Below are 15630 nucleotides of genomic sequence, written 5' to 3'. Positions count from 1 at the left end.
GGCCCGGGTCAGCGGTCTGACCCGGGCCCCGCCGCGCGTTGCGCCTCGTGCGCGAGCAGCGCCACATAGAGGGATGTGAGCTGCTCCCAGTCGTCCAGGTCGATGCCGAGCAGCGTCTCGATGCTCTCCAGCCGCCGGTAGAAGGCGGGCCGGCTGACGTGGCTGACCTGGGCGGCCAGGGACTTGTTGCGGCCGGTCTCCAGGTAGGTGCGCAGTACGTCCAGCAGCATCGGGTTCTGCAGCAGCGGCCCGAGCTCGCGCTCGATGAAGGCCTGCAGCTCCGGCTCGTCGCGCAGCAGCCGTACGAGTCCGCGCAGCCGTACGTCGCGCAGCCGCGCCACGGGGGCCTTCGGGGGGCCGGCCACGGCGGCGTCGGCCACATGCACCGCCTCGACGAAGGAGCGGCGGATCCCGTCCAGCTCCGTACAGCCGAAGCCGGCCCCGGCGACGGCGGTGCGGCCGGTCGCCGCGAGGCCCTCGTGCACCTGTTCGGCGACCCGGTGGACGGCGGCGTCCGCGTCCTGGTCATAGGGAATGCTCAGCAGGACGGCGGTGCCCGAGGCCCCGATCCGGGCCACCAGGCCGGCGACGGCCGGATTCTCGGCGAGCACGCGGTCGATCAGTTCGGGCATGTCGTCCCGCCCGGCGGTGGGCTCCTGGAGGAGGCGTACGACCACGGGCACGAAGGTGCGCCGGTTGACCGGCAGCCCGGCCGCCCGGACCCGGGTCAGCAGCTGCTCGGGGCGGGCCGCGCCCGAGGCCAGGTCGAGCAGCAGGGACTCGGCGGCCTGGTCCTCCCAGCCCCGGTCGAGGTCGTCGCCGAGCAGGCGGTGCATGACCAGGGCCTCGGCGGCCCGGGCACCCAGCACGCGGCCGAACTCCTCGGAGCCCTGGTAGCCGAAGAGCACCAGCCGCCCCCACTGCCTCCCTCGCGCCTCCAGCGAGGCCACGATCCAGCCGTCCGGCCCGACGATGACCGGGCTGGTGGCCGTCGCGGACGCGGCCGTGCCGATCAGGCCCGCCACCTGCCGGGACACCCGGTCCCAGTCCCGCATCAGCTCGCTCAGCGACCCCTTGTCACCGGCCGAGGCGAGCACCCGCTGGGCCAGGTTCACCAGGACGGCCGGGCAGCCGCTGTAGGAGGCGATCTCGTCGAGCACCTGCTGGAGCGACGCGCCGGACAGGTTCAGCGTCGTCAGCGAGGACCGGACCCGGTCGGAGAGGTTCAGCGCCGCGAAGCGTCCGTGCACCAGCCGCGAGTGCACCTCCTCGGTCAGCCGGGCGAAGGGCGCGGGCCGGTGCAGCACGATCAGCGGCACCCCGCAGCGCTCGGCCGCCCGGCGCATCGGCTCCGGGGTCGTACGGAAGGCCCGCCCCAGCCCCAGCACCACGGCGGACACGTCGGCGCGCTGCATCGACTCGATGTACTCGCGCTGGGCGCGCTCGTCGCCCGCCAGCAGCAGCCCGGTGGTGAGCACCATCTCGCCGCCGTTGAGCATCACCCCGACGTCCAGCGCCTCCGCCACATGCAGCCATCGCACCGTGCGGTGCAGATGCGCCGCGCCCGCAACGACCTCGGCTCCCCATGGCGCGACCAGCTCCAGGTCGAGGATGTCGCGCACGGTGAGCCGCTCCGCCGTGGCCTGCGGCGGCTGGGTGGCCGGATTCTGGTCGCTCAACGCGGTACGCCCGTCCTCGTGCTGCCCCCGGGAGTCCCCCGGGAGTGGAGTGTATGCGGTGTTGTTCACCGGTCGTTGGGGCCCAGGGCATGTGGCACCAGTAGGAACGGATCGAGACAGACGACGAGCGTTGTTACGGGAGGACACAGATGTCGAACGAATCCGGCTCCGGCTCAGCCGCGGTGGGCCGCCGCTCCGTACTGCGCGGCGGGCTCGCCGCCTCGGGGGCGCTGCTGGTGCCCGTGGCGGTGGCGGCGCCCGCGTTCGCCCGGTCGGGGCGGCCGTCGGCGCCCTGGGGCGTGCAGGCCGGTGACGTGACGGCGAGTTCCGGCCTGGTGTGGGTGCGCTCGGACCGCCCGGCCCGGATGGTCGTCGAGACCTCGGCCACCGGCTCGTTCCGGGACGCCCGCCGGTGGCGCGGCCCACTGCTGGGCTCCGGGAGCGACTTCACCGGTACGGCTGCCCTGCACGGCCTGCCGTCCGGCGAGCAGATCCACTACCGGGTGACCCTCGCCGACCCCGACGACCCCCGCCGCACCGGCGAGCCGGTCACCGGCACCTTCCGTACGGCCCCCGCCCGCGCGGGCGGCGGGGTGCGCTTCGTGTGGTCCGGGGACCTGGCCGGGCAGGGCTGGGGCATCAACCGGGACATCGGGGGCTACCGGATCTACGACGCGATGGGAGCGCTGGACCCGGACTTCTTCCTGTGCAGCGGCGACAACATCTACGCCGACGGCCCGATCTCCGCCACCGCCGCCCTCCCGGACGGCTCGCTCTACCGCAATGTCACCACCGAGGAGAAGTCCAAGGTGGCCGAGACGCTCGCCGAGTTCCGCGGCAACTTCCGCTACAACCTGCTCGACGACGCGCTGCGCCGCTTCAACGCGCAGGTACCGTCCGTCATCCAGTGGGACGACCACGAGGTCCGCAACAACTGGTACCCCGGCGAGGTCATCGCCGCCACGGACACCCGCTACACCGAGAAGAACGTGGATGTGCTGGCCGCCCGCGCCCGCCGGGCCTTCTCCGAGTACTTCCCCATCTCGACCCTGCGCCGCCCCGACGGGCGGGTCTACCGGGTGCACCACCACGGGCCGCTGCTGGACGTGTTCGTGCTCGACATGCGCACGTACCGCAACGCCAACTCCCCCGGCACCCAGACCGACGACCCGCAGGGCATCCTCGGCCGCGAGCAGCTGGAGTGGCTCAAGCGCGAGCTGGCCCGCTCCCGCGCGACCTGGAAGGTCATCGCCGCCGACATGCCGCTGGGCCTGGTCGTCCCCGACACCACGGAGGGCAAGGCCAACATCGAGGCCGTCGCCCAGGGCGACCCCGGCGCGCCGCTCGGCCGCGAGCTGCAGATCGCCGAGCTGCTGCGCTTCATCAAGCACCGCCGCATCACCGGCACCCTGTGGCTCACCGCCGACGTCCACCACACCTCCGCCCAGCACTACGACCCCTCCCGGGCCTCCTTCACCGACTTCGAGCCCTTCTGGGAGTTCGTCTCCGGCCCCCTCAACGCCGGCGCCTTCCCCGCCAACGCGCTCGACGGCACCTTCGGCCCCGACCGCGTCTTCGTCAAGGCACCCACCGTCGCCAACGTCTCCCCCGCCGAGGGCTACCAGTTCTTCGGCGGGGTCGACATCGACGGCGCCTCCGGCGAGCTCACCGTCCGGCTCCGCGAGCAGGACGGCACCGTGCTCTTCACCCAGGTGCTGCAGCCGGGGCGGGTGGGCCAGTAGCCCCTGCCGTACGTCCTCTTGAGAGGATGGCCGCCGTGACGGACGGCTTCACGTACGCGGAAGTGGGCGCGACCCGGGACCCCGGGTCGCTGCCGCCGCCCGGCTATCACCTGCTGCGCGAACGCACCCGGCTCGGCGACGGGCAGGAGGCCTTCGCGGCGGCCGGGCGGGCGCTGCTCGCCTGGCGGATGCAGCGCGCCGCCGGGCTGCGGGTCGACGCGGCCGCGCCCGATGCGGCGCCGGGGGTGCGGGTCGTGATGCGGGCGGGGCCGGTGCGGATCCCGTGCGAGGTGGTCTGGACGGTGCGCGAGGAGCGGCGGACCGGCTTCGCGTACGGGACGCTCGCCGGGCACCCGGAGTGCGGCGAGGAGTCCTTCGTCGTGGAGCGGGAGGCCGACGGATCGGTGTGGCTGACGGTGACGGCGTTCAGCCGCCCGGCGGCCTGGTATCTGCGGGCGGCCGGGCCGGTCACCCGGATGGCGCAGCGGGCGGCTGCACGCCGGTACGGCCGGTGTCTGCGCGGACTCACGCTGGACCAATCAGCGGAAAGGTGAACTCAACGGGCATGAAGCACCCTTTACCCATCGGTCATAGAGCGTTTGTGATCACGCAACAACCCTTAGGGATGGTGGTTGCATGACGCATCTGCCTTCCTCGAACGACAAAGCCCGCCGCCAGCGCCGGCGGCGCGACCTGATCGAACTGGCTGCCGGTTTCCGTACATGGTGGGCACGCCGCCACGGTCATTCGCCGCCACTCGCGCCGGAGCCGGCCGCCGCGCCGGCCGCTGCCGAGGGGCCCGCCGTCCTGTGGCGGATGCGTACGACCGTGCGCGACACGCCCGGCAGTCTGGCCGCAGTGTGCACGGCGCTGGCCGGGCACGGCATCGACATCCTCACCCTGCAGACCCATCCGCTGGCCGACGGCACGGTGGACGAGTTCCTGCTGCGTGTCCCCGCCGCCATGGCGCCCGGGGGGCTCGCGCAGACCGTGGGCGGCGCGGGCGGGCGGGACACCTGGGTGGAGCGGGCCGACGCGCACGACCTGGTGGACACCCCGACCCGGATGCTCAACCTCGCCACCCGCACCGCGATGGACGCCGCCGAACTGCCATTGGCGCTAAGGCAGTTGTTCGGCCGGTGCAGCATCCGATCGCTGCCCGCGGCACGCTCCGACGCTCCGCACGAGGACGTGCTGGAGGGGACCGTGATGCGGCTGCGCGACCCGTCCGGAGGCAGCATCACCGTGGAGCGCGCGTATCTGCCGTTCACCCCCACCGAGTTCGCGCGGGCCCGCGCGCTGGTCGAGCTCGACGCGCAGCTGGGCGTACGGATGCCCGCGGGCCGGGACACCATGACGCTGGCCGAGGGCAACGAGATCACCATCCGCCGGGCCGGGCCCGAGGATCTGCCGGCCGCCCGCGCGATGCACCGGCGCTGCTCGCCCGCGACGCTGGCGAAGCGCTACCACGGCCCGGTCGCGGACGCCGACCGTTACCTGGAGCACCTGCTCAGCCCGCGGTTCGGGCAGACGCTGGCCGTGGAGACCGCGTCGGGCCGGATCGCGGCGCTGGCGCACCTGCTGTGGGACGGCGACGAGACCGAGGTCGCCCTGCTGGTCGAGGACGGCTGGCAGCACCAGGGCATCGGGGCCGAGCTGCTGGGCCGGCTGACCGTCCTGGCCGCCGAGGCGGGCTGCGGATCCGTCTACGCGGTGACCCAGGCCACCAACACCGCGATGGTCGCGACGATGCGACGCCTGGGCCTGCCGCTGGACTACCAGGTCGAGGACGGCACCCTGGTCATCACCGCGACCCTGGCGCCCGCGGACGCCCCCGCCCGGCCGCACCGCTGAACCACACCGGTCCAGGGGCCCGTCCCCTGGACCGGCCCGGCATGTGATCGGTAATGACGATGACGCGGCCAGCTGTCACGTACAAAGATGTCCGCATGTCCACCACCGCAGACAGCAGGCTCCCGCGTCAGATCGCCGACGCGTACGTCGACGCCTACACCGAGCTCGATCCCACCGCCGCCACCTACCTCGGCCTGCGCTCCGGCCAGGACCGGCTGCCCGACTACTCCCCCGCCGGGCTCGAGGCCGTCGCCGACCTCGCCCGCCGCACCCTCGCCGAACTCGACGCCTGCGGACCGGTGGACGACGACACCGAGCGGCGCTGCGCCCGGCTGCTGCGGGAGCGGCTGACGGCCGAACTGGCCGTGCACGAGGCGGGCGAGAACCTGCGGCAGATCAACATCCTCTTCAGCCCCGCCCACTCCGCGCGAGGCGTGTTCCAGATGATGCCGACCGACACCGACGAGGACTGGGCCGCGATCGCCGCCCGCCTGCGGGCGGTGCCGGCCGCGATGGCGGGCTACCGCGAATCGCTGGCGGCGGGCCTGTCCCGCAAGCTGCACGCGGCCCCGCGCCAGGTGACCACGGTGGTCGAGCAGTTGGACGAGTGGCTGGACGAAAGCGGGGACAACGGCAGGAGCTGGTTCGCCGAACTGGCCGCGGGCGGCGCCGAGGCGCTGCGCACCGAGCTGGACGCCGCCGGCGCGGAGGCCACCGCCGGGATGCGCGCGCTGCGGGACTGGCTGCGCGATGTGTACGCCCCCGCCGTGGCCGGCACCCCTGACGGCGTCGGCCGCGAGCGCTACGCGCGCTGGGCGCGCTACTACACCGGCTCGGACCTCGACCTGGACGAGGCGTACGCCTGGGGCTGGGAGGAGTTCCACCGCCTGGACGCCGAGATGCGCGAGGAGGCGGAGAAGGTGCTGCCCGGCGCCACCCCGCTGCAGGCCCTCGCCCATCTGGATTCCGACGGAGAGGCCATCGAGGGCGTCGACGCCGTGCAGCAGTGGCTCCAGGCCCTCATGGACGAGGCCATCGCCGCGCTCGACGGCACCCACTTCGACCTCGCCGAGCCGGTGCGGCGCGTGGAGTCGCGGATCGCCCCGCCCGGCAGCGCCGCCGCGCCCTACTACACCGCGCCCTCACTGGACTTCTCCCGGCCGGGCCGCACCTGGCTGCCCACCCTCGGCGAGGAGCGGTTCCCCGTCTGGGACCTCGTCAGCACCTGGTACCACGAGGGCGTGCCCGGACACCACCTCCAGCTCGCCCAGTGGGTGTTCGTCGCCGACCGGCTCTCCCGCTACCAGGCCACCCTGGGCCGGGTCAGCGCCAACCTGGAGGGCTGGGCCCTGTACGCCGAGCGCCTCATGGACGAGCTCGGCTTCCTCACCGACCCCGGCCACCGCCTCGGCTACCTCAACGCCCAGATGCTGCGCGCCACCCGCGTCATCCTCGACATCGGCATGCACCTCTCTCTCCCCATCCCGGCGCACAGCCCCTTCCGCCCCGGCGAGCGCTGGACCCCCGAGCTCGGCCGCGAGTTCTTCGGCCTCTACAACGGTTTCTCCGCCGCGATGCTCGACAGCGAGCTGGTCCGCTATCTCGGCATCCCCGGCCAGGCCATCGGTTACAAGCTCGGCGAGCGGGCATGGCTCGCGGGGCGCGCCGCCGCCCGCAAGGCCCACGGCGACTCCTTCGACCCCAAGGCCTGGCACATGGCCGCGCTCTCGCAGGGCTCGCTGGGCCTGGACGACCTGGTCGACGAGCTGTCCCGGCTCTGATCCTCGCGCTCCCCCGCTGATCTACAGAACGGTTCACTTCCCGATGCTTTTGCACGCCACTCACGCCGACGACGGCCGCCTCGTCCTCACCGACGGCCGCGTCACCCTGCGCGAGCAGCTCCCCGACGAGGCCGCCCAGCTCGCCGAGGGCAGGCCCTCCGCGCTGACCTGGCTCGACGGCGTCCCGGGCGACGGCACTGTCACCGCCGCCACGATGACCGTCAAGGCCGCCGTCGCCGGGCTGTACGCCCCGGGATGGGGGCTCTTCGCGATCCAGCGCTCCGACGACCTGGTCGCCCTCGGCGGCATCGGCTTCCACGGCCCGCCCTCCGACGACGGCGTCGCCGAGATCGGCTACGACCTCGTGCCCGCCGCGCGCGGCGGGGGCTGGGCCACCGACGCCGCCCGGCTGATATCCCGCTGGGCCCTGAGCCGCCCGGAGGTCCGTACCGTCCTGGCCACCACGGATCCCGAGAACGCCGCCTCCCAGCGCGTGCTGGCGCGCGTCGGCTTCACAAGGGTCGGCGACCGCGACGGCCTGCGCGCGTACGAGCTCGGCGGCCCGTCCGCCGCATGATGCCGATGCTCAGCAGCCGCAGGCGTCCGCACCGACCGGCGCGGTGAGCGGGTCGGCGGGGCGCTGGGCGGCGCCGTCGGCGGTGTCGTAGGCGAAGCCCTCGCGCAGCCAGTACTCGATGCCGCCGAGCATTTCCTTGACCCGGTAGCCGAGCCCGGCGAGCGCGAACGCCGCGCGGGTCGCGCCGTTGCAGCCCGGGCCCCAGCAGTACACGACGACCGGGCGGGCCGGGTCGAGGAGCTCCGCGGCGAGCTGCGGGATCCGGCCGCCCGGGAGGTGGACCGCGCCGGGGATGTGCCCCTGGTCCCAGGCCTGGGTGGAGCGGGAGTCCACCACGGTGAAGCCCGGGTCGCCGCCGGCGGCGAGCGCCGCGGCGACATCGGAGACGTCGGCGTGGAAGGCGAGGCTCGCGCCGAAGTAGGCGAGGGCCTGCGCGGGGGCGGCCGGGGGGATGCTCAGGACCGGGTTGTCCGTGGTCGCGGCGGTGATGGTCGTCTGTGTCATGAGCGGAAATCTACGGATCCCGGGACAGGCCCGGAAGTGGAAATCCCCCGGGATCCCGTTGCCTGGCCGTGGAATCCCCTGCTAGACACCACCCATGACCGTTCATTCCCTCGACGCCACCGACTGGCGCATCCTCGAAGCCCTCCAGAGCGACGGCCGCGCCAGCTACGCCGAGCTCGCCCGTGCCGTCGCCATGTCGCCGAGCGCCGTCACCGAACGCGTACGCCGCCTGGAGGAGGCCGGTGTGATCAGCGGCTATTCGGCGGTGATCGACCACGACCGGGTCGGCCTGCCGATCCTGGCCTTCGTACGGCTGCGCTACCCGCACGGCAACTACAAGCCCTTCCACGATCTGCTCGCGACGACGCCGGAGGTGCTCGAGGCCCACCACGTCACGGGCGACGACTGCTTCGTCATGAAGGTCGCCGCCCGGTCGATGCGGCATCTGGAACAGACCGCGGGCCGCATCGCCGGCCTCGGGTCGGTGACCACCAGCGTCGTCTACTCGTCACCGCTCAGCCGCCGTGCGGTGGCGCAGGGTTGAGCCGCGCTGGCCCTTGAGGAGCTGGAGCTGGACGGGGATGCGCTGGCGGAGGTCGGCGACGTGGCTGACGATGCCGACGGCGCGGTCGCGTTCCCGCAGGGCGTCCAGGACGTCGAGGACCTCGTCGAGGGTCTGTTCGTCGAGGCTGCCGAAGCCCTCGTCGATGAAGAGGGTGTCCAGGCGCATGCCTCCGGCCTCGTCGGTGACGACGTCGGCGAGGCCGAGGGCGAGGGCGAGGGAGGCGAAGAAGGTCTCGCCGCCGGAGAGGGTGGCGGTGTCGCGGGCGGTGCCGGTCCAGGAGTCGAGGACGAGGAGGCCCAGGCCGGAGCGGGAGCCGCGGGAGGCCTTGGCGTCGGTGTGGACGAGGGTGTAGCGGCCGGAGGACATGCGCAGCAGGCGCAGGCTCGCGGCGGCGGCGACCTGTTCGAGGCGGGCCGCCAGGACGTAGGTCTCCAGCTCCATCCTGAGCTGGTTCTCGCCGGAGGTGCCGGCGGCCAGGTCGGCGAGGCGCCGCAGGCGGGCGTGGTCGGCGCGGGCGGGGGCGAGTTCGGTGGTGCGGGTTGCCGCCCGGGCGCCGAGGCGGTCGAGTTCGGCGCAGCGGTCCAGGGCTGCGGAGTTACGGGCGGCGGCGTGCTGGAGGCGGCGGTTGGCGGCTTCGGCGGTGCGGTCGGCCCGGTCGGGGTCGGCGTGCGGGAGGGCGGCGGCGTCGGACAGGTCGAGGGCGGTGAGGTCGGCGGTGACGGCGGCCTCCTCGCGCTGCCACTGGTCGGCGTCCTCGCGAAGGCGCCGGGCCTCGCCGTCGGGGAGCAGGGCAGCGGCGGCGGCCTCGGGCGTGTCGAACCCGGCGCGGTAGGCGGCGTCGGCGAGCCGGGCGTCGGCTTCCTTGACGCTCTGGGCGGTGTCGTTGGCGGTGCGGACCGCCCGGGCGGCCTCGGCGGAGCGGGCGATGTCGGCGGCGAGGGCGGTGCGGCGGTCGGCGACGGTGGCGTACGGGCCCCGGGCGCGGGTGAGCTGGGCAGTGAGGTCGGCGTGGCGGAGGTCGAGGCCCTCGCGGTGGGCGGTGAGGGTGGCGATGCGGGTGGCGGCGTGCTGGCGGTCGGCGAGGCGGCGGGTGTGCTCGGCCTCGGCGCGGTCGAGGGCTTCGCGGGCGGGGCGGGCGCCGGCGGCGGTCGCGGTGGCCTCGGCGTACTCGCGGTCCACGGCGGCGTGGGCGGCGGCGAGTTCGGCCAGCGGGGTCTGCCCCGCCTCGGCGCGGGCGGCCTCCAGGGCGGCGACGGCCCGGCTCACGGCGTCCTGGGCCTCGCTCTGGACGGCCTGGGCCCGCTGGTAGACCCCCTGGGCGCGGTCCTCGTCGTCGGCGGTGACCCGGCGGCCGGAAGGGCGGGCTGGGGCGGGGTGCCGGTCGGAGCCGCAGACCAGGCAGGCGTGGCCGTCGTGGAGCTCGGCGGCCAGTTCGGCGGCGATGCCTGCGATGCGGGCCTCGCGCGTGTCGTGCCAGGCCTCGCGGGCGTCGGCGGCGGTGTCGCGGGCGGTACGCAGGCGGTCCTCGGCCCCTTGCAGGGCGCCGGCGTGCCGGTCACGCGCCTGGGCGGCCTCCAGACGGCGGCGGGCCCGGTCGCGTGCGGCGGTGAGCTCCCCGGCGTGCAGGGCTGCTGTCTGGGCGTCGTCCAGGCGCTGTCGCAGCGCCTCGCGCCGGCCGTCCCAGCCCTCCAGCCAGGCGTCGGCGTCCGCGACGAGCTGCTCGGCGCCGCGCGCCTCCCGTTCCAGGGAGCCGCGTTCGGCGGCAACTTCGGCGGCCTGCTGTTCGGCGCGCCCGGCTTCGGTCAGGGCGCCGAGCTCCTCGCGCTGCCGGTTCTCGTACTCGGTGAGCTGGGCCGCCCCGGCCTCGGCCAGGCCCAGGCCATCCGGCAGTCCGGTTCTGGCCGCGCGCTCGGCGGACTGGGCGGCGGTGTGCTCGCGGGCGGCCTTCTCCCGCAGTTCCAGGGCGGGTTCGACGGCGGCGGCGCGGCGGGCCCGTTCCAGGCGGGCGAGTTGGCCCTCGCGCTCGGGGCGTACGGCGGCGAGAGCGGCGGCGCGGCGGACGGCGGCGGCGTGGCGCTGCTGGAGCGCGTACAGCTCGCGTACCGCCTGCGCCTGATGCTGGGCTCCGGTGTGCGCGGCCTCGGCGGTGTCCAGCGCGAGGCGGGCGATGGCGGCCTGTTCGCGGGCGCCGCAGCGCAGGACCGCGGCCCAGGCGAGGATCCGCTCGGCGAGGTCGGGCTCGCCCGCCGCCCAGTCCTGCGGGGGCTCGGCGCCCTCGCCGGCCTCCTGCTGGATGCGGTGGGCGAGGTTGAGCAGTTCCTCGTCGCCGGTGCGGATCTGCTGCTCGGAGGCGCGGCGGCGGTCCCTGAGCCAGTCCTCGACGGCCTTGAAGCGGCTGGTGTCGAACAGCCGGCCGAGCAGGGCGGCCCGCTCGGCGGCGCCGGCCCGCAGGAAGCCCGCGAACTCGCCCTGGGGCAGCAGGACGACCTGGCAGAACTGCTCCTTGCTCATCCCGATCAGCCGCAGCAGTTCCTCACCCACCTCCTGGTGGGACTTGGACAGGGCGCGCCACGCCCCGCCGGTGTGCTCGCGCAGCAGCGTGACCGCCTTCTCGGGTGTCATGCCGCTGCCGCGCTTCTTCGGGCGCAGCTGCTCGGGCCGCCGGGTGATCTCCAGCCGCCGTCCGCCGACGGTGAGTTCGAGGACCACCTCGGTCATCGTCTCCGGGTCGGCGTGGTCGCTGCGCAGCCTGGCCGCCGTGCGGCTGCCGGGCACGCCGCCGTAGAGCGCGAAGCACACCCCGTCCAGGACGGAGGTCTTGCCGGCGCCGGTCGGGCCGTGCAGCAGGAAGAGCCCGGCCGAGGACAGCTCGTCGAAGTCGACGCTCTGGGAGTCCGCGAAGGGGCCGAAGGCGGTGAGGGTGAGGCGGTGCAGGCGCATCAGTTGACCTCCGCCGCGGCCTCGGCGGTGCGCACCGCGTCGAACGCGTCGCGCAGCACGGCCCGCTCCCGGGCGTCGGCCGCGTTGCCGCCGCGTACGTGCGCCACGAAGTCCTCCGCGATCTGCTGGTCGGTGCGGCCGCGCAGCCGCTGCGCGTACGAGGCCGGCGAGTCCTCGCCGGTCCGTTCCGGCTCGAAGGCCAGCGCCAGGGCATGCGGGAACCGCTTGCGCAGCCGCGCCATGGGCTCGTGCGGGCGGGCCGGGTCGGTGAGGGTCGCCTCGACCCACGCCTCCTCGTGCCTGTCGTACGCCGGGTCGGTCAGCAGGTCGTCGAGCCGGCCCCGGATCCTGGCCAGCGGGCGCGGCACCGGGCAGTCGACGCGCTCGGCGCGGACCGCCCCGTCCGCGCCGAGGTCGACCAGCCACATGCTCTTGCGGTGGTCCGCCTCCGAGAAGGAGTACGCGATCGGCGAGCCGGAGTAGCGGACCCGGTCCGTGATGCGCTGGCATCCGTGCAGATGCCCCAGTGCCGCATAGTCCACCCCGTCGAAGACCTCCGCCGGCACGGCCGCCACGCCGCCCACCGTGATGTCCCGCTCGCTGTCGCAGGCCGCCCCGCCGGTGACGAAGGCATGGGCCAGCACCACAGACCGGGTCCCCGCCGGACGTCCCGCCAGGTCGGCCCGCACCCGGTCCATGGCGGCGGCCAGCACCTCGGTGTGTCCGGCGCGCCCGAGCTCGAACTCCTCGCGGACCAGGGCCGGTTCGAGATACGGCAGGCCGTAGAAGGCGACCTCGCCGTGGGCATCCGCCAGGAGGACGGGGGTCGCGCAGCCCGCCGGGTCCGTACGGAGGTGGATCCCGGCGCGCTCGATGAGCCCGGCGGCCACGCCGAGGCGGCGGGCCGAGTCGTGGTTGCCGGAGATCATGACCGTGGGCACGCCCAGGGCGGCCAGCCGGTGCAGGGCGTCGTCGAACAGCTCGACTGCGGGCAGCGAGGGCAGCGCCCGGTCGTAGACGTCCCCGGCGACGAGCACGGCGTCGACGCGTTCGTCGCGCACGGTGGCGATGAGGTGGTCGATGAACGCCGCTTGGGCGTCCAGCAGGCCGACGCGATGGAAGGACCGCCCCAGGTGCCAGTCGGAGGTGTGCAGAATTCTCATGGTGACGCTCCGACCCGCACTCTTTCCCTCGTCCGCCCCCCGGAACCGGCATGAACCGGTATGAACCGGCGTTGGGTCCGGATGGGGTCCGGCCGCCGGCACCTGACCACGCTAGCGCCGGTCAGCACCTGGTCCACCACTGACCTCAGTTTTTCACCGGATTCAGGGGCCGGATGACCATAAATGTCCGCTGTGTTGCGGATCTCCCGCTCAGGAGAGCGAGGGTGAGGGCGAGCAGTACGGTGAAGGCCGCCACCCCGAGGGCCGGTCCGGACGCGCCGAGCAGGGTCCGGCCGCGTAACCGCAGCAGGTTGCATACCGCGAGGCCGGCGACCGAGCGGACCGGCAGAACCAGGGCCGCCTTCGCCGCCGAGCCGAGGCCGGCGCGGCCTGTCCGACGCCCAGCGGCTCGCCCCGCTCGCCGAGCGCAACGCCCGCGGGCCGGCGAGAGCGGACGCACTCGAACAGGACGAGCGGACGCCGCACCAGCGGGGTGCCTGACGGCACGGCAGATCGCCGAATCCGCATCCGCGCGTTGGACAGAACGCCCTGATCGTCACAGGCTGGGAGAATCCGCCAGGAGAACGAGGTTTCGGAGCGTCCCGTGCTTGTCGTGCTGCGCGAAGCGTGGACCACCCTGGTCCCGGACATGAAGGACCGTCACGGCCCGCTGCCGCCGCTGATGCTCGCCCTGACCGTGGTCACCGGCCTCGTGGACGCCTTCAGTTTTCTGGCGCTGGGGCACGTCTTCGTCGCCAACATGACCGGCAATGTCGTACTGTCCGGCTTCGCCCTCGCCGGGGCCGCCGAGTTCTCCCCGGCCGCCTCACTGACGGCCCTCGGCGCGTTCGTCCTGGGCGCCCTGCTCGGCGGCCGCATCGCCCACCGCGCCCACGCCGACCGCGGGCGGTTGCTGTTTCTGGCGCTCGTGTCGCAGACCGGACTGGTCCTCGCGGCATACGTGATCGCGCAGGCCGGCGATGCCCCGTTCACGGGCGGTCCGCGCTACTGGCTGATCGTGTCGCTCGCCCTCGGCATGGGCGTACAGAATGCCGCCGCCCGCGCGCTGAAGGTGCCCGACCTGATGACCACCGTCCTGACCTTCACCATCACCGGCATGGCCTCCGACAGCCGGGCCGCGGGCGGCAGCGGCAGCAAGGCCGGCTCACGGCTGCTCTCGACGGTGGCCATGCTCACCGGCGCCCTCTGCGGCGCCCTCGCCATCCTGCACGGCCACCCCGCGCTGCCCCTGCTGTTCGCCGCCCTTGTGCTCACCATCACGACCGCCGCCACCTTCGCGCTGACCCGCACCGCCGGAAGCTGGACCGCCCCGCTGCCGGACAGGCCCTAGGGCGGCCTGTCCGGCGGATCTTGGCCCGGTCCGCGCCAGACCCGCCGGACAGACCCTAGACGTCGACGTACGCCGTTCCGGTCGCCACGGCCGTCGCCGACCCGGCGGTCGCATCCGCCAGCCAGGCGCGGAACTGCGGGAGTTCCTCCTCCGGGATGCCCAGGTCGATCGTCACGTCCGAGCCGTAGGAGACCCCGCGCACGGCGCGGCCCGCCGTCCGCAGGTCGTTCTCCAGCTTGCCGGCGCGCTGGTGGTCGACGGCCACCGCGACCAGGGCGAGCTTGCGCCGCTCGATGACACCGAGGGCGTCGAGGGCGGCCGAGACAGCGCCGCCGTACGCACGGACCAGGCCTCCGGCGCCGAGCTGGACACCGCCGTAGTAGCGGGTCACGACGGCCACGACATCGCGGATCTCGCGGCGGAGCAGCACCTGGAGCATGGGGGTGCCCGCGGTGCCGCCGGGTTCGCCGTCGTCGGAGGCCTTGTGGAGGCGGCCGTCCGGGCCGATGACGTAGGCGAAGCAGTTGTGGGTGGCGGTGGGGTGGTCCTTGCGGATGCGGGCGATGACGTCCTGGGCGGCTTCCTCGGTGGCGGCCGGGGCGAGGGTGCACAGGAAGCGCGAGCGTTTGATCTCGCTCTCGTGGACGCCTTCGCGCGCGACCGTCAGATACCGCTCCGCCATGTCCCCACCCTATGCGGCGGGGACATGGCGGGATACGGGGGTCAGCTGCCCAGGGCGCGCCTGAGCTGGGCCTCCTTCACGAGCTCTACCAGCGGTACCAGCGCGACCTGCCCCCGCCGGGAGCGGAGCCGCGCGTGACGAAGCCGAGCAGCCAGAGCACCAGCACGATGAGCGCGATCCACCAGAGAACCTTCAGGGCGAACCCCGCGCCGAAGAGCACCAGGACAAGAAGCAGTACCAGTAGCAGCGGAACCATTTTCTGCACCTCCTCGAAGGTGCGCGTGCCCGAAATGCACCGCTCTACGCGTCAGCTGTGCGCGTCCGCTGTACGGTCAGCGCAGCCTCGGTATCTCGATGGCCGGGCAGCGGTCCATGACCATCGTCAGGCCCGCGTCCCGCACCCGGTCGTAGGCCTCGTCGTCGATGACGCCGAGCTGGAACCAGACCGCGCTCGCGCCGATCTCCACCGCTTCGTCGGCGACGGGCCCGGCGAGCTCGGAGTTCACGAACACGTCCACGACATCGACGGGGAAGGGAATCTCCGCGAGCGAGGCATACCCCTTCTCCCCGTGTACGGTCTCCGCCTTCGGGTGGACGGGCACGATCCGCTTGCCGTAGCGCTGCAGCACGGCCGCGACGCCGTACGCCGCGCGCCGCTGGTTGCCCGACAGGCCCACCACGGCCCAGGTGTCACCGAGCTCCCTGAGGATCTTCTCGACGGTGTCGGGATCGCCGTACACGGCTGCCTCCTGCGGGTTCACCGGACTCATGTCCTGGCCAACGAGCCTCGTC

Annotated in this window: 14 protein-coding genes; 7 read left to right on the top strand and 7 right to left on the bottom strand. The window is 73.8% G+C overall.

The features are described from left to right. Positions 1-8 precede the first annotated feature (8 nt). A complete protein-coding gene (locus OG607_RS43225; RefSeq protein WP_405735634.1) occupies positions 9-1679 on the bottom strand; it encodes a PucR family transcriptional regulator in 1671 nt (556 codons plus the stop codon). A 149-nt stretch (positions 1680-1828) separates the two neighbouring features. Between OG607_RS43225 and OG607_RS43220 the strand changes: the two genes are divergently transcribed. The 5 genes from OG607_RS43220 to OG607_RS43200 all read left to right on the top strand — a co-directional run bounded on the left by OG607_RS43220 (position 1829) and on the right by OG607_RS43200 (position 7633). Then, the gene (locus OG607_RS43220) at positions 1829-3421 is read left to right on the top strand and encodes an alkaline phosphatase D family protein (protein WP_405735631.1); all 1593 of its coding nucleotides are present in this window, start codon (positions 1829-1831) and stop codon (positions 3419-3421) included. Positions 3422-3447: 26 nt separating this feature from the next. Beyond that, positions 3448-3975: a DUF1990 family protein gene (locus OG607_RS43215; protein WP_405735629.1), complete on the top strand. Its 528-nt coding sequence runs from the start codon at positions 3448-3450 to the stop codon at positions 3973-3975. Between the two features lie 82 nt (positions 3976-4057). After that, positions 4058-5275 (top strand): GNAT family N-acetyltransferase, encoded by a 1218-nt coding sequence (locus OG607_RS43210; RefSeq protein WP_405735626.1) that lies wholly within the window; start codon positions 4058-4060, stop codon positions 5273-5275. Positions 5276-5370: 95 nt separating this feature from the next. Further along, a complete protein-coding gene (locus OG607_RS43205; RefSeq protein ID WP_405735624.1) occupies positions 5371-7056 on the top strand; it encodes a DUF885 domain-containing protein in 1686 nt (561 codons plus the stop codon). A gap of 43 nt (positions 7057-7099) precedes the next feature. Next, positions 7100-7633 (top strand): GNAT family N-acetyltransferase, encoded by a 534-nt coding sequence (locus tag OG607_RS43200; protein ID WP_405735621.1) that lies wholly within the window; start codon positions 7100-7102, stop codon positions 7631-7633. Positions 7634-7642: 9 nt separating this feature from the next. On the opposite strand, the gene OG607_RS43195 is transcribed toward OG607_RS43200, so the two are convergent. Beyond that, complete coding sequence (locus tag OG607_RS43195; RefSeq protein WP_405735619.1) at positions 7643-8137, bottom strand: rhodanese-like domain-containing protein; 495 nt, start codon at positions 8135-8137, stop codon at positions 7643-7645. 94 nt (positions 8138-8231) lie between these two features. On the opposite strand from OG607_RS43195, the gene OG607_RS43190 reads away from it, so the two are divergent. Continuing rightward, entirely contained in the window at positions 8232-8681 is a 450-nt protein-coding gene (locus OG607_RS43190; RefSeq protein WP_405735616.1) for an Lrp/AsnC family transcriptional regulator, read from the top strand. On the opposite strand, the gene OG607_RS43185 is transcribed toward OG607_RS43190, so the two are convergent. Both OG607_RS43185 and OG607_RS43180 read right to left on the bottom strand, forming a co-directional pair. Beyond that, entirely contained in the window at positions 8646-11642 is a 2997-nt protein-coding gene (locus OG607_RS43185) for an AAA family ATPase (protein ID WP_405735613.1), read from the bottom strand. The two genes, OG607_RS43190 and OG607_RS43185, sit on opposite strands and share 36 nt — an antisense overlap. After that, the gene (locus OG607_RS43180; protein WP_405735612.1) at positions 11642-12805 is read right to left on the bottom strand and encodes an exonuclease SbcCD subunit D; all 1164 of its coding nucleotides are present in this window, start codon (positions 12803-12805) and stop codon (positions 11642-11644) included. Before OG607_RS43180 ends, OG607_RS43185 begins: the two co-directional genes overlap by 1 nt. Before the next feature lie 604 nt (positions 12806-13409). On the opposite strand from OG607_RS43180, the gene OG607_RS43175 reads away from it, so the two are divergent. Further along, the gene (locus tag OG607_RS43175; RefSeq protein WP_405735609.1) at positions 13410-14156 is read left to right on the top strand and encodes a YoaK family protein; all 747 of its coding nucleotides are present in this window, start codon (positions 13410-13412) and stop codon (positions 14154-14156) included. Between the two features lie 55 nt (positions 14157-14211). Here OG607_RS43175 and OG607_RS43170 read toward each other — a convergent pair whose 3' ends face one another. The 3 genes from OG607_RS43170 to OG607_RS43160 all read right to left on the bottom strand — a co-directional run bounded on the left by OG607_RS43170 (position 14212) and on the right by OG607_RS43160 (position 15578). Beyond that, positions 14212-14838, bottom strand: coding sequence for a YigZ family protein (locus OG607_RS43170; RefSeq protein ID WP_405735607.1), 627 nt, complete (start codon positions 14836-14838; stop codon positions 14212-14214). Between the two features lie 85 nt (positions 14839-14923). Next, positions 14924-15094 (bottom strand): hydrophobic protein, encoded by a 171-nt coding sequence (locus OG607_RS43165; protein ID WP_405735604.1) that lies wholly within the window; start codon positions 15092-15094, stop codon positions 14924-14926. 76 nt (positions 15095-15170) lie between these two features. Further along, the gene (locus OG607_RS43160) at positions 15171-15578 is read right to left on the bottom strand and encodes a CoA-binding protein (protein WP_405737444.1); all 408 of its coding nucleotides are present in this window, start codon (positions 15576-15578) and stop codon (positions 15171-15173) included. Positions 15579-15630: the final 52 nt, after the last annotated feature.

This window comes from Streptomyces sp. NBC_01537 (genome assembly GCF_045040445.1).
Taxonomy (GTDB): Bacteria; Actinomycetota; Actinomycetes; order Streptomycetales; family Streptomycetaceae; genus Actinacidiphila.
Note: the sequence above shows the minus strand (reverse complement) of the source record. Positions and strands in the feature narration are given on the sequence as shown.

Excerpts from the sequence above, each read along its gene's own strand:
- OG607_RS43220 (WP_405735631.1), top strand. The coding sequence starts at position 1,829 with ATGTCGAACGAATCCGGCTCCGGCTCAGCCGCGGTGGGCCGCCGCTCC.
- OG607_RS43215 (WP_405735629.1), top strand. The coding sequence starts at position 3,448 with ATGGCCGCCGTGACGGACGGCTTCACGTACGCGGAAGTGGGCGCGACC.
- OG607_RS43210 (WP_405735626.1), top strand. The coding sequence starts at position 4,058 with ATGACGCATCTGCCTTCCTCGAACGACAAAGCCCGCCGCCAGCGCCGG.
- OG607_RS43205 (WP_405735624.1), top strand. The coding sequence starts at position 5,371 with ATGTCCACCACCGCAGACAGCAGGCTCCCGCGTCAGATCGCCGACGCG.
- OG607_RS43200 (WP_405735621.1), top strand. The coding sequence starts at position 7,100 with ATGCTTTTGCACGCCACTCACGCCGACGACGGCCGCCTCGTCCTCACC.
- OG607_RS43195 (WP_405735619.1), bottom strand. The coding sequence starts at position 8,137 with ATGACACAGACGACCATCACCGCCGCGACCACGGACAACCCGGTCCTG.
- OG607_RS43190 (WP_405735616.1), top strand. The coding sequence starts at position 8,232 with ATGACCGTTCATTCCCTCGACGCCACCGACTGGCGCATCCTCGAAGCC.
- OG607_RS43185 (WP_405735613.1), bottom strand. The coding sequence starts at position 11,642 with ATGCGCCTGCACCGCCTCACCCTCACCGCCTTCGGCCCCTTCGCGGAC.
- OG607_RS43180 (WP_405735612.1), bottom strand. The coding sequence starts at position 12,805 with ATGAGAATTCTGCACACCTCCGACTGGCACCTGGGGCGGTCCTTCCAT.
- OG607_RS43170 (WP_405735607.1), bottom strand. The coding sequence starts at position 14,838 with ATGGCGGAGCGGTATCTGACGGTCGCGCGCGAAGGCGTCCACGAGAGC.
- OG607_RS43165 (WP_405735604.1), bottom strand. The coding sequence starts at position 15,094 with ATGGTTCCGCTGCTACTGGTACTGCTTCTTGTCCTGGTGCTCTTCGGC.